Annotated in this window: 15 protein-coding genes; 7 read left to right on the top strand and 8 right to left on the bottom strand. The window is 45.4% G+C overall.

What is annotated here, in order from left to right; all coding sequences use genetic code 11:
• Window positions 1-7: 7 nt before the first annotated feature.
• Window positions 8-3,262 carry a bifunctional proline dehydrogenase/L-glutamate gamma-semialdehyde dehydrogenase PutA gene (gene putA, locus W234_RS0101995; protein ID WP_025644241.1) on the bottom strand — a complete coding sequence of 1,085 codons (3,255 nt, stop codon included), beginning with the start codon at window positions 3,260-3,262 and terminating at the stop codon, window positions 8-10.
• A gap of 830 nt (window positions 3,263-4,092) precedes the next feature.
• Window positions 4,093-5,388 (bottom strand): NCS2 family permease, encoded by a 1,296-nt coding sequence (locus W234_RS0101990; protein WP_025644240.1) that lies wholly within the window; start codon window positions 5,386-5,388, stop codon window positions 4,093-4,095.
• A gap of 743 nt (window positions 5,389-6,131) precedes the next feature.
• Between W234_RS0101990 and tolQ the strand changes: the two genes are divergently transcribed.
• The 4 genes from tolQ to W234_RS0101970 all read left to right on the top strand — a co-directional run bounded on the left by tolQ (window position 6,132) and on the right by W234_RS0101970 (window position 9,886).
• Entirely contained in the window at window positions 6,132-6,854 is a 723-nt protein-coding gene (tolQ, locus tag W234_RS0101985; RefSeq protein ID WP_025644237.1) for a protein TolQ, read from the top strand.
• Window positions 6,851-7,306: a protein TolR gene (gene tolR, locus W234_RS0101980; RefSeq protein ID WP_025644235.1), complete on the top strand. Its 456-nt coding sequence runs from the start codon at window positions 6,851-6,853 to the stop codon at window positions 7,304-7,306. The genes tolQ and tolR overlap by 4 nt, the downstream gene beginning before the upstream one ends.
• Window positions 7,307-7,427: 121 nt before the next feature.
• Window positions 7,428-8,435 carry a TonB C-terminal domain-containing protein gene (locus W234_RS0101975; RefSeq protein WP_025644233.1) on the top strand — a complete coding sequence of 336 codons (1,008 nt, stop codon included), beginning with the start codon at window positions 7,428-7,430 and terminating at the stop codon, window positions 8,433-8,435.
• 113 nt (window positions 8,436-8,548) lie between these two features.
• Window positions 8,549-9,886 carry a PD40 domain-containing protein gene (locus tag W234_RS0101970; RefSeq protein WP_025644231.1) on the top strand — a complete coding sequence of 446 codons (1,338 nt, stop codon included), beginning with the start codon at window positions 8,549-8,551 and terminating at the stop codon, window positions 9,884-9,886.
• Between the two features lie 175 nt (window positions 9,887-10,061).
• Here the strand turns inward: W234_RS0101970 and W234_RS0101965 are convergent, their stop codons facing one another.
• From W234_RS0101965 to W234_RS0101955, 3 genes are all read right to left on the bottom strand, one after another.
• A complete protein-coding gene (locus W234_RS0101965) occupies window positions 10,062-10,724 on the bottom strand; it encodes a c-type cytochrome (protein WP_037058670.1) in 663 nt (220 codons plus the stop codon).
• A gap of 131 nt (window positions 10,725-10,855) precedes the next feature.
• Window positions 10,856-12,457 carry a flavin monoamine oxidase family protein gene (locus tag W234_RS0101960; RefSeq protein ID WP_025644227.1) on the bottom strand — a complete coding sequence of 534 codons (1,602 nt, stop codon included), beginning with the start codon at window positions 12,455-12,457 and terminating at the stop codon, window positions 10,856-10,858.
• A 351-nt stretch (window positions 12,458-12,808) separates the two neighbouring features.
• A complete protein-coding gene (locus W234_RS0101955; protein WP_025644225.1) occupies window positions 12,809-14,251 on the bottom strand; it encodes a cytochrome c in 1,443 nt (480 codons plus the stop codon).
• 344 nt (window positions 14,252-14,595) lie between these two features.
• On the opposite strand from W234_RS0101955, the gene W234_RS14430 reads away from it, so the two are divergent.
• The gene (locus W234_RS14430; protein ID WP_156923939.1) at window positions 14,596-14,745 is read left to right on the top strand and encodes a hypothetical protein; all 150 of its coding nucleotides are present in this window, start codon (window positions 14,596-14,598) and stop codon (window positions 14,743-14,745) included.
• A gap of 167 nt (window positions 14,746-14,912) precedes the next feature.
• On the opposite strand, the gene W234_RS0101945 is transcribed toward W234_RS14430, so the two are convergent.
• The 3 genes from W234_RS0101945 to W234_RS0101935 all read right to left on the bottom strand — a co-directional run bounded on the left by W234_RS0101945 (window position 14,913) and on the right by W234_RS0101935 (window position 17,970).
• The gene (locus W234_RS0101945) at window positions 14,913-15,515 is read right to left on the bottom strand and encodes a flavodoxin family protein (RefSeq protein ID WP_025644223.1); all 603 of its coding nucleotides are present in this window, start codon (window positions 15,513-15,515) and stop codon (window positions 14,913-14,915) included.
• A gap of 171 nt (window positions 15,516-15,686) precedes the next feature.
• Window positions 15,687-16,772: a polyphenol oxidase family protein gene (locus W234_RS0101940; RefSeq protein WP_037058701.1), complete on the bottom strand. Its 1,086-nt coding sequence runs from the start codon at window positions 16,770-16,772 to the stop codon at window positions 15,687-15,689.
• 94 nt (window positions 16,773-16,866) lie between these two features.
• Window positions 16,867-17,970: an RluA family pseudouridine synthase gene (locus W234_RS0101935; RefSeq protein WP_227501924.1), complete on the bottom strand. Its 1,104-nt coding sequence runs from the start codon at window positions 17,968-17,970 to the stop codon at window positions 16,867-16,869.
• A 756-nt stretch (window positions 17,971-18,726) separates the two neighbouring features.
• On the opposite strand from W234_RS0101935, the gene W234_RS0101930 reads away from it, so the two are divergent.
• Window positions 18,727-19,953: an outer membrane protein assembly factor BamD gene (locus tag W234_RS0101930; RefSeq protein WP_025644217.1), complete on the top strand. Its 1,227-nt coding sequence runs from the start codon at window positions 18,727-18,729 to the stop codon at window positions 19,951-19,953.
• Between the two features lie 231 nt (window positions 19,954-20,184).
• Window positions 20,185-22,290, top strand: coding sequence for a DNA primase (locus W234_RS0101925; RefSeq protein WP_025644216.1), 2,106 nt, complete (start codon window positions 20,185-20,187; stop codon window positions 22,288-22,290).
• Window positions 22,291-22,642: the final 352 nt, after the last annotated feature.

The raw sequence follows: 22,642 nt of genomic DNA, 5'->3' as shown, positions 1-22,642 counted from the left end.
CTACTCCTTATGCGAGCTGTGTCTGTGTGGTTGATTGAGTGTTTGTGCTATGAGTAGTATTGCCTGCAGCGCCTTGCTCAGTGCTAAGCTTCATTAAACGTGCAACATAATGTGGTCCGCCAGCTTTAGGTCCTGTACCAGAGAGACCTGTACCACCAAAAGGCTGAACGTTGACTACTGCACCGATTTGGTTACGGTTGACGTAAGTGTTGCCAACGACTACTCGGCGCTCGATATGCTCGGCGATGTTTTCTATACGGCTATGGATACCCAAAGTCAGACCAAAGCCTGTACCATTGATTGCATCTATTAGCTTATCAAGGTCACGCGCTTTATAGCGTAGTACATGCAAGATCGGGCCAAAGTGCTCACCACCGATAACATCGATACTGTTTACTTCAATCGCGGTAGGCAGTACAAAGGTTGCCTCATCTTCACTAACGACTGAGCTTGCGCTCATAGGGGTCTGCCCCAAGATAGTCGCGGTCGCCTCAGACTGCATACGTTCGATATGGGCTTCTAGTCCTTTTTTGGCATCACTATCGATGACAGGGCCGACATCGGTTGAGACATAAGTCGGATTGCCCACGACCAACTCTGCCATATGCCCCTGTAGCAGCTCGATAATGCCATCGGCGACATCTTCTTGCACGCATAAGATACGACAAGCTGAGCAGCGCTGACCGGCTGAGCCAAACGCAGATAATACTGCGTCAGTCACCACTTGCTCAGGCAATGCGGTTGAATCGACAATCATTGCGTTTTGCCCACCAGTTTCGGCAATCAATATCGGCAGCTCACCACTGGTCTGCGCGTGATTGTTTAGGCTTTGGTTAATGCGCTGAGCAGTTTGCGTTGAGCCAGTAAAGATGACGCCTGCAATCTGATCTGATGCCGTCAAAGCACCGCCAACCTCTCCTGCGCCAACGACGAACTGTAATGCCTCGAACGGCACACCTGCTTGATACATGAGCTGAGCGCCGAAATGCGCGATCAAGCTGGTCTGTTCAGCTGGCTTTGCCACCACCGTATTACCCGCAGCGAGCGCGGCAACTATCTGACCGGTATAAATCGCTAAAGGGAAGTTCCATGGGCTAATGCAAACAAAAGTACCGCGAGCTTTATAGACTTGACGAAGCGATTTGCCTGATAAGTCAGTTATCTCATGGACCTCAGCTGCTAAACGCTCGGCTTCATCCGCATAGAAGCGACAAAAATCCACCGCCTCTTTGATCTCATCGATACTATCTTGCATAGTTTTACCCGCTTCGAGCTGACAAAGCGCCATCAGCTCCGCGTAGTTTTCTTCATACAAGTCTGCCGTCTTTCGTAGTATCTCAGCGCGTCTTGCGGCAGGAACCGCTTGCCAAGCGGCTTGACCGGCAACGGCTGCCTCAATGGCTTGATTGGCAATCTCAGCATTGGCATACTGAACCTCGCCAGCTTTTACATTATGATTCCAAGGCGCAAGGACATTTTGACTCTCGAGCTGATGAGTAGCGCCCTCTTTTGTATATTCGCTAATCGCTTGACCATCAATGATTGAGGTCGCTGTCCAAGTCTTTTTGCGCTGTTCAGCAATCGCCGCATCAAAAGGCTGCCACTGGGAGTCGACAAATATATTAGGGCCATAGCTCGCTTCACGCTCGCCATATATCTCTAGCGGTAAGGGAATCTCTGGGTTGTGTAAGTGCTCATTCGCTACGAGCTTATCATACGGATGCACAGTGAGCTTATCGATCGGATAAGACTTATCTAATAGCTGGTGTACAAATGAGCTATTGGCACCATTTTCTAGTAAACGTCTCACTAAGTACGGCAGCAAGTCTTGATGCGCGCCGACTGGGGCATAAATACGTACTGGTATCTGATAGGTTTGTAAAATATGATCATAGAGTGCGTCGCCCATACCATGTAGACGCTGGAACTCGAAGTCTCTGTGGCTACTCATAGTCATGACAGACGCCAGAGTATGCGCATTATGAGTGGCAAACTGCGGCCAAATCAAACCACGCAGATGATCTGAGAGTAAAAAACGTGCGCAGGCTAAATATGCAGTATCTGTACCTTCTTTACGTGTCCATACCGGATAGCCTGATAGGCCTTTTTGTTGCGCAAGCTTGATCTCAGTATCCCAATAAGCGCCTTTAACCAGACGTAGCGGAATACGGTCGCCAACCTCAGTCGCTAAGCGCGCAAGCCAAGCAAATATTGCGATGGCACGTTTTGAGTAGCCCTGTACCACAAGACCCAGACCGTCCCAGCCAGCAGTGATAGGATCGCGGTATAGGGATTCAAAGAGCTTTAAAGAGATCTCTAAGCGATCGGCTTCTTCGGCATCAATACTCAAATCAACACTGACTTCGCGTGCCGCCTCAATGAGTAGCAGGCAGCGCTGACGCAAGCGTCCAAACACCTGTGATTCTTGAGTTGCCTCATAACGCGGGTGTAGTGCGGATAGCTTGATAGAAACCGAAGGCTTAGGCATGCCCTCCTTTACTTTGATATTCGCCGTAGATTTAATCGCATGCAGATAATCATTGAAGTACTTTTCAGCATCTTTATTGGTAATGGCCGCTTCACCGAGCATATCGAATGAATAGGTATAGCCTTTATTACGATAAGGCTGACTATTACGATTCGCCTCCTCAATCGTCTCGCCAAGCACGAACTGATAACCCATAATGCGCATCGCTTTTTGCATGGCCGCGCGAATCATAGGTTCGCCCATCTTTTTGGTCATGCGATCCAAAAACCCTGACGCGGTCGTACTGCTATCTATACTAACCACCCGCCCGGTCATCATCAGCCCCCAAGTCGAGGCGTTGACCATCATGCCATTATTATCTTTGAGATGTTTTTTCCAATCGGCCACGCTCATCTTGTCGCGAATCAGCGCGTCAGCCGTATAGTTATCTGGTACACGAATTAAGGCTTCAGCCAAGCTCATCAGCAAGATACCTTCTTGCGTATCTAAGCTGTACTCTAATAAAAGCGAGTCCACCATCTTGACTGACTTACTATCACGGCGCACATACTCAACGAGCTTGCGCGTCTGCTCACTTGCTGCATCGCGCTCAGCCTCGGTCGGCTTTGCCAAAGGTAGTAGCTCTGATAGCCAGCGCTCTTCATCGACACTGTATAATGGCGAGATACGCGCATACAGCTCATCGCTTGATTGCTTAATATAATCAGGTGAAAGCAGCTCTGTTGGCTGAAATAGTATAGGCTCTTGCGGGGTAAACTGATCTATTGGGTGCATACCAACTCCATAATTATCGTCTAAAAACTATGATAAATAGAGCGTCAGGATTTTTATAATCTCATATCTTTATACTGGTATTTTTAGTTATTTAAAACGTTATAAAATATAACTATCCGCTTATATAGAGAAGATAAATAACTCTCCAAAAGCGATCTGTAAAATAGCTATAGATAAAGACAAAAAAACCAAATTATAAAAGATCAGACAGCGCTATCACAAAACGAGCAAATCCAGCAAAAGCTGGATGCGGTTAAGTAGATCGTTGCGTGTTAAACGGACTACGTTAACAATACAAAGGCAAATTAACGTTAAGCGGCATTAGTGCCTTCTTCTTGTCGGTAGTGAAGGAGTGCGATCATAGTCTGAGCGGATGGGTCTAATAGCAGCAAAAACATGATCAGGGTGTCGCCAATTCACTGTAAGAAAAACCTCTACGGCGTTGCTTGAGGTGATGCGCTTAACGTCGCCATATTATCACGAAAAAAATTTTCAAACTATGCCTAACCAACATTTATTTTCAACCATTATTACCTTTAAAAACAGTTAGATACCATATTCATCTTGCTATTGACGCTTAAGGTACCCTTTTCTATTTACTCTTTGACTACTCTGTGTCTATACCCATTTTCATAATCAGACAGTTTATGGCTAATAAACGACAACTGTACCTTATAAATCAGTGCGTTTCATCCGGTAAACCTCTCAAAAAAAAGCCTTCAAAGCTGCATAAAAAAACCCTTCTTATCAAGATCTGATAAAAAGGGTTAGATAATGATAACGCTTTGATAGAGTTATAAGTTTATAAAATTATAATGACTCGCTAGACTCTAAACAAAGATAATCTTCGCAAGCAGTACTATCGTTAAGATCCAGACCGCTATACTAATATCAGCAAACTTACCGGTTAACGCCTTAGCAGCCGTGTAAGTGATAAATCCAAGCGCGATACCATCGGCGATAGAATACGTTAAAGGCGTAAATAGTAGTACGACAACGACGGGTCCAGCCTCAGTTAAATCTACCCATTCTACGTCTTTTAGCGTAGCTAGCATCAGTACTGCGACATAAAAGATAGCGCCGGCAGTAGCATAAGCGGGAATCATACCAGCAAGTGGTGCAAAGAAGGTACTCAGTAAAAATAGCACCCCGACCGTCACCGCAACTAAGCCCGTACGACCACCCGCTGCAATACCAGAGACACTCTCAACGTAGCTGGTTGTCGATGAAGTACCTAGCGCCGCACCAGCAACTGTCGCTGTAGAATCCGCTAACAGTGCCTTGCCCATATTAGGAATCTTACCATTTTTATCGACCAAGCCGGCTTGACTGGTAGTCGCAATCAAAGTCCCTGCAGTATCGAATAAATCAACGAATAAAAAAGCAAAGATAACACTGATCATGCCAACGTTTAGAGCGCCTGCAATATCAATTTGCATAAAAGTCGGTGCCATAGAAGGCGGCGCTGAGACAATACTGGTGAATTGAGTATTGCCAGTTAATAGGCTAATAAGCGCGACGAGTAAAATACCAATAGTTACCGCGCCTGGTACTTTTTTATAAGCCAAAGCGATAATAACAATAAAACCAAAAGCTGCCATAGCAGGAGAGAAGGTCGTCATATCCCCTAGGCCAACCAAAGTGGCATCGTTATTGACGATGACGCCAGCACTTTGTAGCGCGATAAAAGCTAAAAACGCGCCAATACCAGCGACCACTCCTTGCTTTAGTGAGTTGGGTATGGAGTTGATAATGATTTCGCGTATCTTAAACAGACTCAAAAGTACAAAGATACACCCAGATAAGAATACCGCGCCAAGTGCGATCTGCCAAGTATAGCCCATACCAAGCACTACGCCGTAAGTAAAAAAGGCGTTAAGACCCATGCCCGGAGCTAGCGCGACTGGCAGCTTGGCATAAATACCCATAATAAAACAACCAATCGCCGCAGCTAAGCACGTCGCGACAAAGACCGCACCTTTATCCATACCCGCATCTGCTAAGACGTTCGGGTTGACAAAGATAATATAAGCCATGGTCAAAAAGGTAGTTAAACCGGCGAGTAGTTCTGTTTTTATGGTGGTGTTGTCACCTGTGATTCCATAATATCTTTTAATTGCGTTCATAGTGTCGCTTCCCAGTTGCATTAATTAAGTATCGCATCCAAACTAAAACCTTAGTGTTTAACAGGTCAATCAAGGCGTTATCTCTACCAAAAACTGTTTTGGTACTGTTAACCCAGAGAAGGTATTTTTAAACATGCTTTATCATCATGCTGCTAATGCATGATGGGGTGTAGAATGGTTTTTAAGCGATACGAGAAGAAGCTTATCTAGTTTAGTCATTCTAGCCGAATGAGTTGATAGCGTAACGTCTTTAGAAGTCTCGCCTCCGTCTTTAAGATAAAGTTGACGTCATTATGATCTCATTCTCAGTGACAAAACCTTTGGTGATACCTCCGGTTTTGCGTTTTACAGTGCTTTAGCTATGACAAGGTTGTCGCTATCGGCAGTGGTACTTTGTAGAATAAACACGTTTAAAAATTAGTGATAACTTGCCTCACGGCCTAGTATATAAAAAAACATACTCTGTGACAATTTAGTAAGTTAAAACTACAATTCAACCTGCAAGCGAAACTCTATTATATTTACGACTTCTTGTCACTCGTTATTTGGAAAAATCAATCATTAGCAATTATTAAACACATTAATAATGACCTTTTTATCATTTAAACGTACACTAACGAGTGAAGATGACTTAGAAGCCTTTTCATGCTGATTGTTTTTGGCTTTATTGCCTGAACTTGCTTTATATCGTCAATACTATTGTTTTATATTGCTAGCTATCGTCCATTATGCGAGTCCATTAGATGCCTGAATCTTTAAATATTATCGACCTTATCACCCAAGCGAGCCTGCTGGTACAGATCGTGATGGCTTTGTTGTTATTGGCTTCACTGCTCAGTTGGGTGGTTATCTTTCGGCTCAGCGCACGTTTAGGCAGTGCCAAACGCTTCGATGAGCAGTTTGAGACTTGGTTTTGGTCAGGCGAAGATCTAGCAAAGCTCTACCAAGGCGTTCAAGGCTCGCCTGATCGACAAGGCCTTGAGCAGATTTTTTATGTGGGGTTCTCTGAATATCTAAGAATGCACAAAAAGCGCCAACCTAAAGACGATATTATCGACGGCGTTGAGCGTAAGCTGCGCGTTGGTCTTGGCCGTCAGCAGCAGCTCTTAGAGTCAGGTCTGACTACGCTGGCAAGTATCGGCTCGGTCGCGCCCTATGTCGGTTTATTTGGTACCGTTTGGGGTATTATGAATGCTTTTTTAGGTTTATCACAAACCGAGCAAGCTACCCTCGCCTCTGTCGCACCCGGTATCGCTGAGGCATTGATTGCCACTGCTATGGGGCTATTTGCCGCGATTCCAGCAGTGTTAGCTTTCAATCACTTCACGGCTAAGTCAGCACGGCTTTACGAGTCGCGTGCCTTATTTTGTGATGAGATGACCGGCATGCTACAGCGCGAAACCAGTACCGAAAGTCAAATCGCGACTCCTCGTACTGCGCACATTAATCAGAGCAATCCGCTATGAAGCCAAGTCCTTATAAGCGCCAAAATGCCACGCTCAACAGCGAGATGAACGTCGTGCCTTATATCGATGTGATGCTCGTACTGTTAGTGATTTTTATGGTGACAGCGCCGATGCTGACCACAGGTGTAGAAGTAGACTTACCCAAAGAGCAAGCAGCAAACATGAGCCAAAACCAGCTGCCAATTATCGTCTCTTTAACTGATAATGGTGAGATTTTTATCAGTTATGAGGATAATGTAGATGTGCCTGTCAGTGAGCCTGAGCTGATTAACACTTTATTCAATCTACAAACTCAAAGTAATAATGAAACAGGCCAGCCCATACAGATTATGATCAATGCCGATCAAAACAATCAATACGGCGCTATCGTGGCACTCATGGCAAGCTTGCAGCAAGCGGGTATTGAAAAAGTCGGACTACTCACCGGCCCGCCTTTACCTATGCCGCAGTAAGAAGCCGCAATAAGTAAATGCTACCGTTATCCTTTATAATAATGGTCTATACGGCTACTTTTTAGCCTGATCTGAATTGTTCTAGATATCTACCTTCAAGCTCACATGACTACTCATACTTATGAATAATGCACCTCTCGTCTATATACCTACTCCGCCTGACAGTGATGGGCTAACCTTGCCTACGCTGCTCAGCTTGCTGGCGCACGGTATAGTGATCGGCCTGCTGATCTACACCTATCAGCAGCCAAGTCTAGAGACAAGCGGCGCGATTGAGACCACTATGGTATCGCCTGAGCAGTTAGCTGAGATGCAGGCTCAGATATTGAGTAACCGCGCAGCAGCCCAAGCGGCCAGTCAAGCGAACAGCATCTTACCCGCTGAAACCTCTGAAAGTACAGCTAGTACGGCTAGCACCCCGCCTACAGCCCCCTCAGAGTCTGCGACGTCAAGCTCACAAAGGGTACCTGTTTTTATGCGCTCTGATGACGCTGCCGATGAGCCTATACTGATGAGCGAAAATCAGCAGCAACGATTGGCTGAGCAATCGGCCGCTTACGAGCGCAACCTAGCAGAGTGGAACGCTCAGGCAGAGGCATTAGCGAGCGAGAGACTTGAGCAAGTCGAACAACGTCAGCAAGAAGATGACGCAAAAGAGCGTGAACGACTCAAAGAGTATCGTGATAAACAAAAAAATACGACAAACCCTAGAATCAATCGCCCGAGCAAAACGGATCGTAATATAGAGATAGAAACAGGACTTCCCAGCAGCGCAGGTAAAACCTTTGACTTATCAGACGGTCAATCCACGGCTGATAGCAGACCAGCTGATAGCAAGCCTGCCAGTACCCGTAGTAGCGCTTCGGCTTCTGCGGGCGATTTTAAGAACAGCATAGCTGCTAAAATTCAGAGAAACTTAAAAGCACCGCTTGAAACCCAAGGTATTACTGCTAAAGTAGCTTTAAGATTAGATAATCAAGGTAACGTATTATCCGCCAAAGCTACCGGCGCTAATAGTGCGGTTAATGATGCGGCAGAACAAGCCGCTTTTGCCGCAAGCCCTCTACCTATTGATTTGACCAACCCTGCCAGATTTGCGGCTTTAACTATCAACGTTATGGTTCAATAGATTAAGGTAAAAAGGATTTAAAGCCTAGTGTCAAAGAAGGCAACACTGGAGCTTTCTGATATTTATCTCATACCGCCGATTATTTTAAAATTTTTAACTTAGGGTATTCACCTATGAAACTATTATCTTTAAAGCTACCAACCTCAAAGCTCACTACCTTCTCCGCGTTAAACCTAGCTTCGGCTTCGCTATTGGTTACGCCATTGCTGTTCGCTCCTTTATATTCTGCTACTGCTGCACCTATGGAGATCGACGTCACGGTGGTTGCGCCAAGACAACAAAACCAAGTCGCCTTTGTCCCCTTTGCTGGTGACAATGTCTTATCTTCTATTATCTTAAATGATTTGAGCCGAACCGAATTAAAGGTCACCAGCCAAGGCTTACCGCAGCAGCCACGTAATAGTGGTGAGCTTGCAGGCACTCTGCCAGTATGGCAAAGCTTAGGTATCCCTTATTTAGTCGTCGGTAGTACTCGCAGCAATCGCGGTCAAGTGATCACAGATTATGAGGTTATCGATGTTAAGTCTGGTCGTATCATCCAAGGCAAACAAAGCTTGACGGCTAACAATGACGCGCAGAGTATGCGCTATGCCGGTCACGTGATAGCTGACAAAATCTACGAGCTTATCACTGGTACGCCAGGTGACTTTTCGGGCCGTATTGCTTATATCGAAGAGACTGGCGTTGGCAGTGACAAAATCTCACGTTTAAAAGTCATGGACGCTGATGGTGAGAATGCGAGAGTCATGACAGAGGTAAAAGGCTCTATCTTCTCGCCAGCTTGGTCCCCTGATGGCAACCGTATCGCTTACTCCATCCAGCGCGAGAAGTCCTATCCCATCATCTATGTTCAAAACGTAAGTGGCGGCGGCGCTACTGCGGTAGCTAACTATCAAGGTAGCAATCTAAGCCCCTCCTTCTCTCCTGATGGGAGCAAAATCCTCTTCTCTAGCAGCTTTGAGGGTAGCGCGGATATCTATCAGATAAGCGCTAATGGCGGCAACCTTCAAAAGCTTGTCAGTTGGCCGAGCAGCGAAGTACAGCCAAGCTACGCTCCTGATGGTCAATCGTTTGTTTTTGTCTCCGACAAAGCAGGTTTTAACAGACCGCAAATCTATCGTTATGAGTTTGGCTCAGGGCGCGTCACTAAAGTCTCTAACAGCAGCTACGCGACAAGCCCACAGTTCAGTAGTGACGGCTCACAAATTGCCTTTTTGAACGGCAGCTCTGCAGCTATTATGAATAGTGGCGGTGCGGTCACCGCAAATTTAGGCAACACCGGTATCGATGAAGCACCTAGCTTTTCACCCAATGGCAAGCGCGTGGTCTATGCTTCAAGACAAGGCGGCAAAGGCATGTTGACGATTAAGTCTCTCGCTGGTGGTAGCGCTATAAACGTACCTAGTAGTGGCACCGTGCGCTCACCTGTTTGGTCAGCCAGTCCGAAATAGCGGATGGATCAAATAGCAAATGAGCGTTCGCTCTACAGGTTCATAACCCTAAAAACAACAAAGCGCCTAATGGTTTATTAGGCGCTTTGTTGTTTGAGCTCAAACAGATAAAAAGCTTGTCGTCATAAATATACTAAACTTTATACTTAGACGGCATAAGTTAAATAATTAGCCCCTACTCATCACTTGGATCACTCGCTGGTGGCTTTTCATGTCTTAGCTGCGCGACGTCTTCAGCAGTCACTATCTCATTAAAACCATTTAAATCATTAACGATGTATTGTGTCACTGCGGCCATCTGTTCATCATTCATCATGCCATGAAAAGATGGCATACCACGAAAGCCATTGATCAAGATATCAATAATATAATATTTTGACTGCATTTTGCTGTTATCAGCTAGTGGCGGATAATAGCCTGCGCCATAAGCCCCTTCGCCTTTGTGCATATGACAAGCTGCACAAGAGTCGTGGTATAGTTTTTTGCCATCAGTGGTGATAAAAGCATTTTCTCCCTCAAACTTCGCCTCCCACTTTGCAATGCTAGGGTCGTTCTCCATGTTAGGAAGCGAGCTGACATCGACGATATTGACGTTAGGTTCAGTTAGCTCCTCACGGCTCATATACACTGCGCCCCAAGCACCCGTGTTACGGCTTGCTTGATAGTCATTAGTCGTGATAGAGTCTTGCTCTTGTTCACTAGCTATAGTCTCCACATCGTCTGACTGCTGGCTACAGCCTAGAAGTGCTGTACTGCTTATTACACTCAGCAACATCACAGTCAGCAGCTTAGGTGTCATGTTTTTCATGATGGTTGTTTTCACGATTGCATTGTCCATGATTGCCTCTGAATTTTTATAGTTATCCACATTGACCTAGTATCTAGCCTTATATTGTATTTATGCTAATAATGCGTCTACGCTAGTAATACGTTTATGTTAATAATGCATTTACGCCAACATTAATGTATTTACGCTAACATTTTTGCTTTTTTATGAAGACGCTTGGCAGCATCCATACCAGATAATATAGCGCCTTCTTGCCATGCTGGAATATGTGAGCAATGCTCGCCCGTTAGTACAATACGGTTATCAATACTGCACAGAGTGTCGTAATGCTGGCGACGAGTCGATTCATTCCAGATACCATAGCAACCCAAAGTCCAAGGGATACGGTGCCAAACGACTGACGTCCCTGCTTTAAACTCTTCAGGATACTGAGGATGAATGTATTTGCCGTAGGCTAGCGCGACATTGATACGCTCTTTTGGCGTTAGGGTGTTGAACTTATAAGAAGTTGGACCATAGCCATACGCTCCAAGTAGTACGCCAGGGCCATCTTTGAACATATCTTCTGAAGGATAAGCAATCTGTGCAATAGGCATATCGGTATAAGTTAGACCGCCATAGATCCACTCATCTTCTTCCCAAAAGCGGCGATTAAACTCCAAACCAACTTTATAAGACGTCTCATAAGGTACCGCTGCCATCGCCTGTTTCATAGGCTGTGAGACATTGATATCGAGCTGAGTCAATACCGTAAGCGGTATATTACAGATACACCAGTCTGCGCGTACCGATTTGATAGCGCCATCAGGGCTATTACTATCGACATAATCTACAGTCACCCCAGTGTCGTCTTGGTTAATCTTAGTGACTTTGGCATTGAATTCGATCATATCGCGGCATTCGCGAGTAAAAGCATCGCCGATTTTGCCCATACCGCCTACAGGCTGAAACATCGTTGGCTGATGGCCGTAAGTCATGTGGTTACTATAAATATCTGCCCACATACCTGAGTCTAATATCTCAGTGATAGGTAAAGGCTTTGAGGGCTGGGCATTAGGCATCAAACCGCCACCTGGAAAGACGCTATAGCCGCGATGCTTAGTGGTCGCATGACTAGGACGGTAGCGATAGTCTTTATCAAGCACGCCCCAACCCTTTAGACCCTCAAGCAGTTTCTCTTTATCTTCTGTATTCACTGAGCGATCAAGGCCGCCGACATTCACTGATTTTGATAGTAGTTCTGCCAAATTACCTTGAATATCGTTTTTTACATCGCCCAGACGCTGCGGTGCACCATTAAAATGAGTCGTACGATGTAGATAAGCACGATCATTGGTCTGAATAAAGGGCTGCATCTCTACGCCAAACTCTTTGCAATAATGAAAGACGGCATAATGGTGACTAGGCAGACGCCAAGGTCCGCCATTAAAATAGTTGCCCTCTGCAAAATCACAAGTCACCTCTTCACCGCCAAGTTCTGTATATTTATCACCGCTATGCAGCGTCCAACTCCGGCCACCGCCGCGATTTTGATATTCGAGTACTTTGACATCATAACCGGCTTTACGTAACTCGTAAGCTGCGGTCAGGCCGCCAAGACCGGCTCCAAGGATGACGATACTCGCGCCCGGAGGCGCGCCTTTGAGATCAACCGTTTCTTTAAAACTAGACTCTGAGGCAAACCCTAACGTAGTCATGGCCTGATACATAGCCGTGGCTCCAGCAGTCTTGCCGATCATTGAGAGCAGTTGGCGACGGGTTGGTGATTGAAGCATATCTTTCATGATGTTGTCCTTTTGGTATGACGGTCATACTGTCTCATAGCTGATTGATACTCCTACTTTATAAGCTCAATAATCTCAAGGTTATAAGGGTGTATGAGAGATCAAGTGAGTGTATCTAAATCAGTTATTACTTTGTCATTTACCCTATTATTGTTTTTAAATACGAGAATAGAGGTACGAATCTCTTAATATTTGCAGTATTACTCATAATGTTAAGCGAGTTAATATTGAGCGAGTATTGAGAGCCTAATAGCAGTCTTGCGATAATTCAGACGCTCAGTGTCGATAAGCTCAGTGGCAGCTTGTCCTCGTCAGCTCAATAAAACCATTTACTGAGCATCGAAGTCCATCTTAGCGACTACGTCTTGAGCGTATAATGGCTCGAATAATAAAGAAAATAATCACGATAGCAACGATGATGCCCAGAGCAGCCAACCATCCAGCGTATTTGATTAAAAAAGGCTGCTCAGGCTCAGCAGTGATCACTCGATCAATATCAGCTGCAGTCAAGTCACTACTAGGCAAGCTGCCAAATTTAACTCGGACGTAGTTGGCAATATTAGCAATTTGCTCACTACTGAGCTCTTCTTCAAATCCTGGCATCTTAGGCGTAGTGTCGGATGCGCCCTCTGCGCCGTGCACGATAACATTAATCAAAGCATCAGGATTATCACTGCGAATACTGCTAAGACCGACGATAGGCGCGTAGCGAGCATCTGGCTGGGCATAACCATTGACGCCATGACAGCTTGCACATTCTGCTAAATATAACGCTTCAGGAGAGTTACTACCGCCCGTAACTTCTGCTTTGGCTTGAGTCAAATAGTCATCTTGAGCGAGCAAATCATGAGTAATAGACTCATTGATTGGGCTTGGTAAACGCGAGGCATCAACTGGGCGCACTTTATCTTCCGTTTGTACAGCAGGTACTGCTTTTAGATAAGAAGCAATAGCCCCTAGATCTTCATCTTTTAGGTAGCGAGTACTATGGGCGACTACTTCGGCCATCGGCCCGCCAGCATAAGCGCGCTGATCCAGCTGACCGGTGCGCAGATAAGTGACAATATCTTGCTCACTCCAGCTACCGATACCGCTTGACTCATCCGGCGTAATATTAGGCGCATACCAATTGCCAAGCTCGGCACCAGATAAGTAGTTATCTTTATCAAAGCCCATGGTACTGTTACGCGGCGTATGACAGGTACCGCAGTGACCAAGGTTATTAACCAAATACTCACCGCGCTCTTGGGTTGCGCTCAGACCTTCACGATTTTCAGTAGAAGGCACATTGAGTACATTCCAGCCGAGCATTAAGAAGCGAAAGTTAAAGGGAAAAGGCAAACTGGTTTTATAATCAGGGGCTTCATCATAAGCTGGTACGGTTTGTAGATAAGCGAATAAGGCGCTGATGTCTTCATCCGTCATGCCGCTATAAGAAGGATATGGCATAGCAGGATAAATCATATGATTAGGCGCGCGGCCTTTTTTCAGCGCATTTTTTAGATCTTTTTCAGTATATTTACCGATACCATACTGTTTTGAGGGCGTAATATTAGTGGAATAAATATCACCCATCGGCGTTTCAATCGCGTTACCGCCGACGTAGTCATCGCCGTGGCAGGCCATACAATCAGCAGCGCGGGCAATATACGCACCGCGGTTGACTAGATCGCTGTTGGCAGGGCTAACATTAGGTAGGCTTGCAGCATCAGGAATACTTGTAGCTTCAGCTAATGCGGCGGTAGAAGTGAGACCGATAGCAAACATCGATAGCATCAGATAAAGTGGCTTCATAATATCCTCGTATAGCTAGCAGCTTGATTTTTAATTCGTTGTTTTGCGTTGATGAAGCAGCACAGGGTTGTCAATATGATGCTTTGAATACAATGCTCTTAAAAGCTATCGCATTTGCATACTGAGCCGTGTCAACGTTATTTAATACCTTATGATTCAACTTTATATTATTTCTGCAGTATTGCTAGTTTATTAACGTATTCGTTTAAATACTTTACAAAAGTTAGACTAGTTTATATAGTCCATCTCTGTACAAACGTTTTGTTTTAATAGCAAATACCCCATATCTACTGCTATCAGGTATACTTTATCTATTGTTGTTAAATTTTAAGAGACTCATTATTTTGAAAGCGATCTTCAAAGCCACCGCTATCCGCGCGCTTACCCTAAGTGCGGTCGTTGTATCTGCAGCGCTGCAAAGCGGTTGCCAGTCTATGCAGTTCGGTGCTAGCCCCATTCCTGTCATCTCTTACAATGCCTACGCTCAGCCATAACTTTAGCTTAGCGCTTTAACCTAAATTTTAGACAATTGCTCAAAACCACTTCTTAGACATTGGCATAAATGGCATAAACGTCACAAGCGTCACAAACAAGAAGGCGGATATCAATGAGATATCCGCCTTCTTGTTTGTCTAGCCGCGTGGTGGGCTGTTATTTATTATCAATCATTTGCCGGTTGGTGCTTGATAATAGTTTTGGCTAAGTGGTTGCCAAACCATATCGCAGTATCTATATCACCCTTGCCAGGCGTTTCCTCCGGTGGCCCATCAGCAGATTGCGTCATTAAGCCCAAATAGCTCGATAGACGGTTTAGATCATTCTCACCGTGTCCTGTCGGCATAAGCGGCAAGCCAATCCAATTCATCCCATGCTGCATACAATATAGATTGATTTGTTGTAGTACCGCAAGCTTATCGCCGCTCAGTCCACCAGAGTTGGCAAAGCCTGCTGCCCACTTGCCTTCCCACTCACGATGGAACCAACGCTTTGAGGTCTCTTCCATAAATATCTTGAGTCCAGCAGTCAAGCTGCCCATATACACCGCACTACCAAACACAATGAGATCGGCTTGATCCAAAAAGTCCCAATCGACATCATGGACATCGATAGCTTTTACTTGTGTCTCTGCTAACTGCTGACGAGCACCTGTAACAATGGCTTCAGCAACGCGCTTGGTGTGTCCATAATTACTGTGATAAACAACCGCTATGGATAAGTTAGATGTTCTATCGAGATTTGCCGTCGCGGCTATAGATGTAGTCATACGAGCTCTAATAATAAATTGGTTTATGGATTCCGTAGCACTTATAGTAGATTCAATATAAAAATGTTGTAGCGCTACGGGAATGAATTTTGCGCAGCATCGAAAGGACGCAGCACGCAAGGAAAATTTATACCCGTAGTGCCTTTCAATTTATGACAGTTTTATTTTCGCTTAACCATAGCTGCTGCGGACAATGAGTAAAGCCATACGCCCAGTCGCTGGCTGTTGTAGATGGGTCTGACGACGATAAGAGTAGTAGTTTATATCGTCATAGCTACAATCAATAGCGGTGTTATTCGCCACATTTACCCCTAAATGCTCGAGCTGTGCAGCAGCGAGCTTCGGTAAGTTGAGCATGACTTTATTCGCAGATATATTCTCTGTGCTTAGAGTAGCGTGGTTTGATAATTTATCAATTCTCTTATGGCTCTTATAGCTCTTATGTAATTCGCTATTGTGTAAATCATCACGACCGACCTTATGCTTTGAGTTACTGTCTTTACTTATCTCGCCTTCCATTAAAGCTGAGCAACTAAATAAAGCGTCAAAATCATTTAGAGTTGCCGAGTCTAGTAACTGATTATCAGTGCAGCCTGCTACTAATTTTTCTAATACTGGGCGACCGACTTCATAATTGGCTTGGCTAATACAAGCCCCTATCCAAGCGATGATAGGGGCATCGCTATCGAAACGCTCAGTAGTTGCTTTGATAACACCGCAAGACAGCCCTTGCCAGCCCGCATGAATCGCTGCAATCTGCTCAGTCGCCGGCTGGTACAAAACAATAGGCACGCAGTCTGCGGTCATAATCGCTAAAGCCGTACCAGTTTGCCGGCTAATCATCGCATCAGCATCTACTGGGCGCATACTCAGCTTGGCGTTACGATGCGCCTCATCAGTGCTATGCTCAACGTCATAGACATGCTTACCATGCACTTGATTGAGCCAATGTACGCGCTCAACCATTAGAGGTTGCGCGCTTGCCTGTTGTGCGTTTAACTGATCGTTAATTGCGCTCAATAAACGCATACGGTTCATCAACACCGTCAGGCTAGCATCATTGACATGTAAGCCAAGATTAAACTCGCCGTAGCTTGCCTGCCCTTTTTGCAGTTGTTGCTTGCTTGCAGCAACTGCTTCGCCATCATCACTATCAATCGTCTTTGTCAGCGCTGTTGTCTGAAAAATAGAGACACCATCGAGCTGAGCGATTAATCGCACTGGTGGCTTGCCTAAAGCAGCTGTCCTATTCGTCATATTCTGCGCTTCACCTAAGTCTAAGTTAATATAAGTCCAAACTGACATTACTCTAAATTGACACAGCACATTGGCTCAAAAATCAGCTCAGCGATTATTCCAAATCATAATCGTCGCTTAGCACCGCTATGAGCCGCTGCATATCTTCTGGTATCGGCACGGTGACTTCGATGTCTTCATCAGTTATCGGATGCACAAACCCTAAGGCATAAGCATGCAAAGCTTGACGCGGGAAGTTGCCGATAGTTTGGCGCTGCTCTTCGCTTAAGCCTGCACGAAGCTGACGACGGCCGCCATAGACGCGATCACCGACGATAGGATGACCTATATGACTTAAATGCACTCGGATTTGGTGCGTGCGTCCGGTCTCAAGGCCGACATCCAATAAGCAGTAGTTTTCATTGAGCGGGGTAATCTTCAATAGATGGGTGACCGCTTCGCGTCCAGCGGTCATCACCGTCATTTTGGTACGCTGATTGCGGTGACGCCCGATAGGTGCATCGATCCTTTGATGCCGCCTTAAACTGGCTTGATCTCCGGCAACCACACATTGGTAATGGCGATAGACACTTTTATCTTTGAGCTGCTCCATTAGCGCCATTTGTGCCGGTTTTGTTTTACCGATCAATAGCAGCCCTGAGGTATCCTTGTCGATACGGTGCACAAGTCCTGCGCGCGGCAAATGGTGCTGCTGCGGGTAGTGATATAATAATGCGTTCACTAACGTGCCGGTTTGATTACCAGCGCCTGGATGCACCACCATACCAACCGGCTTATTGATGACGAGTACCGCCTCATCCTCATAGACGACTTCGATGGCGATATTCTCTGGCTGATCTTCACTATGCTGCTGCAGCGTCGTGGACAAATGCAATACATCAGCAGTCTTAACGCGGTATTTGGGCCTTTCTACTTTGCCATTGCACAGTAAGCTACCGTCAGCGATCCAGCCTTGAAGCTGCCCGCGCGAGAAATCAGTGAAGACTTGTGAAGCAAGCTTATCGATACGTAGGCCTGACTCTTTTTCAGTCACGGTATGCGTCACATCGATGACCTCTAATACGCGTTGACCTGGCAGTTGAGAGCTTTGATCCTCATCGCCTGATTCATCATCGTCTTCTATTTCTTCATCCATAAGACCATCATCAGCAAGAGAGTCCTCATCGAATTCTGCTAACGCTGCTTCGTTTTCAATCATCTCATTATCGGCATTTAGTGTTGTACTTGTGGCATTATCATTCATAGCATATTCAGTCGTCGTAAAGTCACCATAGTGCACTTTATAGAAATGTAGACAGTTATTTGATAATTTAGCGCGCTGGCTATCAAAATAAAGTATCCGTTAATTAGGGCGTGTTGAACATTCACAAATGCGCACTGCTGATCGCTAAAATAGTTCTAGTCTAAGTGAAAATTGCAGGTAATGCTTATTGCATTGGCTAGATTTTCACAACGACTAGGGCGATTTTAGCATCAGCCCTAACTACAACAACAGGGACAGGACTATTTTTTGCCGCTTTATTGATAAAAATAGACGCTTAGAACGACTAAACTTACCATTTTTATCTGCAAATCAGCTAAAAAATAGTCTCTGTCAGTGCCATGGTCGAATGTTCAACACGCCCTAGGGCTATATTGTAGCATGGCAAATGCTCAGACCCTACAGCATCACTCAGTTATCTGTTTTAAATTAAACTTAGTGATATAATTGATAATCGCTTTGCTGTAGTTTATTTGGAGCCGAGTATGGTTTAGAGCCAACTTTATAGTCAGCAAAATCGCTCAGCTTGCGAAAATAAACCGTGAAAAAATAGACGAAGCTTGCATTATTCTATAAAGTAGGCAGAACTTTTGCTAGTAGCTTATCGATTGGTGCTACTACTGACTTTTATTATTAACCTGTTATGTTGCATAGTAGCGTCGCTGCTATTATGCCTTTTGTGCGGAGAGAAGTATGCGCCCTGTAGGCAACACGTTTATCAAACTATCTTCAATGACCTTGCTTACCTTAAGTGTGAGCTTGGCTGGCTGCCAGACTTTTAAAAACCTAACAGGCGATGACGTAGACGCCGTCGAGACGGCCGAAAAGTCTGAACAAGCTTATTATAATGATGCGATTGCAGAAATCGACAAAGGTCGTTACAACCAAGCCATCGAAGACTTAAATAACTTGCGCACTTTTTATCCTACCGGTCCTTATGCAGAGCAAGCACTGCTCGATGTGATGTATGCCCAGTACGCTAGTGGCAGCTATGAGCTCGCTGCTGCCAGTGCCGAGCAGTTCATTCGTCTTTATCCTTCTAATCCGCAAGTCAGTTACGCCTATTATGTACGCGGCGTGGCCAATATGGAAGGCTCATCTGATGGCCTAAAAATCTTTAAAGTCAATCAAGCAGAGCGTGATACAGCCTATTTACGTCTTGCCTTTGCCAACTTCCAAGAGCTGGTCAATAAGTACCCCAATAGCCCCTACTCTCCTGATGCTGCTCAGCGTATGACCTTTATCTACAATCAGTTTGCACAAAGTGAGCTGACAGCGGCTAACTGGTATATCGAGCGCGAAGCTTATGTCGCGGCCGTCAACCGTGCCAAATGGGTCGTACAATATTATCCATTGAGTGAGTCTGTTCCTGAAGCGCTAGCTATCTTAGCTTACGCGCATCAAAAGCTTGGTATCACTGATCTGGCCCAAGAGTACCAAACGCTCCTACAGATTAACTATCCAAACTGGCTGACCAATGATGGCCGCGTTAAGCTCAATACCAAACGTGATAGCTCTTGGTTAAACAAGCTAACCTTTGGTAAGCTTGGTCGCGCAGGTATTAGCGAGTCCTCGATAGCGACGGATCAATATACTGGCGCAACCAAAGAGCAGATCATTCGTAGCGCCACTCAGCTACGCCTGCCAAGCGACAATGCTGCTGCCAGCAATGCTAATGCTTCTTCAAGCAACCTAGTCACCGGCGACAATCGCGGTGTCAATATCGGTCTAGGTCTGCCTGAAAATGAAAGCGAGCGCATCACTGACCAAGCAAGCACCGGCTCTACTGCCAGATCCGCTATTGTTAATCCGCAAACCACCAATCCTGTGCGCCGCGCAACCCTACCTGATGACAATACTAGCGAGCGTATTCAGCTCACGCCTGCCGATACGGATGTCATTGAAGAAGACACTGAATAGTCGGCTTACTGATATAATCAGCTGACTAATACTGTATCAAAGTACGATGTCAGTAGATAAAAATGCAAATAAATAAGGTCAACGCTATCGTTGGCCTTATTTATTTTAAACTAATATTAAATACTAGCGCGCTTCATGATGAGGTATCAGTAAAGCCACCTCTAAATATTTCACCAAAATTAAAAGCTGAGCATAACCTTGCTCAGTCTCTGTGCTAAAATATTTATCCTTATGAGTATTCCTAACCATATTCTCGAGCAATTAAATAGCCAAGCTGACTTAATCAGCATGATTGGTCGGCATACTACGCTCAAACGAGCAGGTAGCGAGTTTAAAGGCTGCTGCCCTTTTCATGGTGAAAAGTCGCCTTCTTTTTATGTCAATCCACAAAAAAACATCTACCACTGCTTTGGTTGTAGCGTCGGCGGCAATGCGATTAGTTTTTTGCGCGATTATGAAAACCTCACTTTTATGGAAGCGGTTGACGAGCTGTCTAAGCAGACCGGCATCGAAGTCCCGAAAGACGAGCAAAAAAACGTCAGCTACCAGCGCAGCAAGCCGAGGTCTACTGCTCAGCCTATGCCTCCAAAGGTAGTGGACAACACATCTTCGCCGGTGCAGCAAACTTCTGATACCGCGCCTGACTATCATAATGATGATGCATTCTATGCCAGCCACGCAAGTAGTGATTATTTTGATAACTATACTAGCGACTTGTCCGCGGCTATGGATTATCCTGATTACAACCCTATCGATGACCAACAGCCGCCAGATTGGCTTATGGCTGATGACTACTCAATGCCAATCGATGCTGATAGTGCCAGTGAGCAAGACGGCAACTTATACGAGCTGTTGACGCAGATTCAGCAATTTTATCAGCGTAATCTGCACACGCATCCGCATGCCAAGCATTACTTTGCCGCCCGCGGTATCACTGAGCAAAGTCTTGAGGATTTTGGTTTAGGCTACGCGCCTTTTGGCTGGCAGCACCTTGAGCATGAGTTTCCTCAAGATATAGAAGGGCTAAAGGCGCTAGGGCTTGTGCGCCAGTCAGAGTCAGGTCGTGATTATGATCTATTGCGTGATCGCGTCATCTTCCCGATTCGTGACAATCAAGGACGCACGATTGGCTTTGGTGGCCGCGCGCTCGATGATGAGGTCAAGCCAAAGTATATTAATTCCTCAGACTCGCCCGTCTTTCACAAGCAGCATGTGCTCTATGGTTATTATGAGTCGCGCCAGCAGCGGGCTAATGATTGGCTCGTCGTTGAAGGCTATATGGATGTCATCGCGCTGTATCAAGCAGGCATTTATGGCGCGGTGGCCTCTATGGGTACAGCGATTAATGAGAGTCAAATCTCAAGACTTTTGACCTTGAACCCGACGCTCACCTTAAGCTTTGATGGCGATAGCGCCGGACAAAAAGCGGCTTGGCGCACGCTTGAGGTGGCGCTACCGGTACTCGCCGATGACAAAGAGCTTAGGTTTTTGACCTTACCGAACAACCATGATCCCGACACTTTTATTAAAGCGCACGGCAATGAAGCTATGCGCGAGCAGATCAAAAACGCCATGCCGCTGTCGCAATATATCTTCGCTTACTTAAGTGAGCGTTATGATATGAGCTTAGCAGAAGGCAAAGCGAAGCTGATGTCGCAAGTGCGAACACTGACAGCTTCTTTGCCAAAAGGCAGTAGCTTTCGTTATCTGCTCAACAATGATATCTATCAAAAGCTGGGCGGCAAACGCAGTCAAAACAGTGAAGCTAAAGATGCCTTGTTAGACTTTGATGGTGATATGACCATCAGTCAGCAGCTGCAGCTGTGCTTTTTGTTTCAGCCCTTAGCGTTAAGCGAAGATCCGATTGAGATGATTTGGCAGCAAGCAGGGCTCACAAGCTTATCCCTGCCTGCCCATATCAAGCAAAAAGCCTCGGCTGACGCCATGCGCGCTTTGGTTTGGGAGGATTTGCAAGATGCTCCTTTGATAGATGTAGTCAGTACCATCAAGCGCTGTATCAATTACTTGCCAAAAGACCCCAATGCGGCAGCGCATTTTATATTATCTAATCTTACCGCGAGTACCCAAGAGTCGCTGAGTCGTAGCTGGGGTCCTTTTTATAAGACCTTACACGCCAGAAATATCTTAAGCTTGGATGCGCTGATTGAGACACTAGTTATGCAGCTACTACAGCTGCATATGCAAAAAAAGACCCAAGAGCTGATAAAAAACCCCAATCATGTCAAACTCGCCATCGTTAGAAAACAAACCCAGCACCTCAATGATTGGATGCGGGCCCAGCAAGCCGAACAATCCGCGCAAATGATGGGCAGCTAAGTAGATGGTGCGACGAGTCTGGCGCTACAAATGATCTAGGACGGGCTTAATTTATTTTTTATCCTAGCCAAACCCTTTAAAACCCTAGCAGCTGACCCCATCATCTATGATAATGCTCAATAAGCTTTCAAATCAGCGGTTAAAAAAACAAGAGATTCTAGTATCTGCGCTGATTAGCCGTATTCTGTTTTCATAGGTCTGTGTTAAACTACGCCGTTATCAGCTTGATTTGAGCAATTTGAACCAATTTTTTATTTTTTTGCTATTTTGAATTGTAGTTTATTTATAGCATTGATGCTTTTGAGCCCTTATTCATATCAACTCATTGTCATAGTAGAGGATGACTAATCGC

Source organism: Psychrobacter sp. TB15 (genome assembly GCF_000511655.1).
Classification (GTDB): domain Bacteria; phylum Pseudomonadota; class Gammaproteobacteria; order Pseudomonadales; family Moraxellaceae; genus Psychrobacter; species Psychrobacter submarinus.
This window is presented reverse-complemented; position numbering and strand designations above follow the sequence as displayed.

Bases quoted from the DNA above. Each gene is read 5' to 3' on its own strand.
- W234_RS0101965 (WP_037058670.1), bottom strand. From the start codon at position 10,724: ATGGACAATGCAATCGTGAAAACAACCATCATGAAAAACATGACACCT.
- W234_RS0101960 (WP_025644227.1), bottom strand. From the start codon at position 12,457: ATGAAAGATATGCTTCAATCACCAACCCGTCGCCAACTGCTCTCAATG.
- tolQ (WP_025644237.1), top strand. From the start codon at position 6,132: ATGCCTGAATCTTTAAATATTATCGACCTTATCACCCAAGCGAGCCTG.
- tolR (WP_025644235.1), top strand. From the start codon at position 6,851: ATGAAGCCAAGTCCTTATAAGCGCCAAAATGCCACGCTCAACAGCGAG.
- W234_RS0101975 (WP_025644233.1), top strand. From the start codon at position 7,428: ATGAATAATGCACCTCTCGTCTATATACCTACTCCGCCTGACAGTGAT.
- W234_RS0101990 (WP_025644240.1), bottom strand. From the start codon at position 5,388: ATGAACGCAATTAAAAGATATTATGGAATCACAGGTGACAACACCACC.
- W234_RS0101930 (WP_025644217.1), top strand. From the start codon at position 18,727: ATGCGCCCTGTAGGCAACACGTTTATCAAACTATCTTCAATGACCTTG.
- W234_RS0101945 (WP_025644223.1), bottom strand. From the start codon at position 15,515: ATGACTACATCTATAGCCGCGACGGCAAATCTCGATAGAACATCTAAC.
- W234_RS0101925 (WP_025644216.1), top strand. From the start codon at position 20,185: ATGAGTATTCCTAACCATATTCTCGAGCAATTAAATAGCCAAGCTGAC.
- W234_RS0101940 (WP_037058701.1), bottom strand. From the start codon at position 16,772: ATGACGAATAGGACAGCTGCTTTAGGCAAGCCACCAGTGCGATTAATC.
- W234_RS0101970 (WP_025644231.1), top strand. From the start codon at position 8,549: ATGAAACTATTATCTTTAAAGCTACCAACCTCAAAGCTCACTACCTTC.
- putA (WP_025644241.1), bottom strand. From the start codon at position 3,262: ATGCACCCAATAGATCAGTTTACCCCGCAAGAGCCTATACTATTTCAG.
- W234_RS0101935 (WP_227501924.1), bottom strand. From the start codon at position 17,970: ATGATTGAAAACGAAGCAGCGTTAGCAGAATTCGATGAGGACTCTCTT.
- W234_RS0101955 (WP_025644225.1), bottom strand. From the start codon at position 14,251: ATGAAGCCACTTTATCTGATGCTATCGATGTTTGCTATCGGTCTCACT.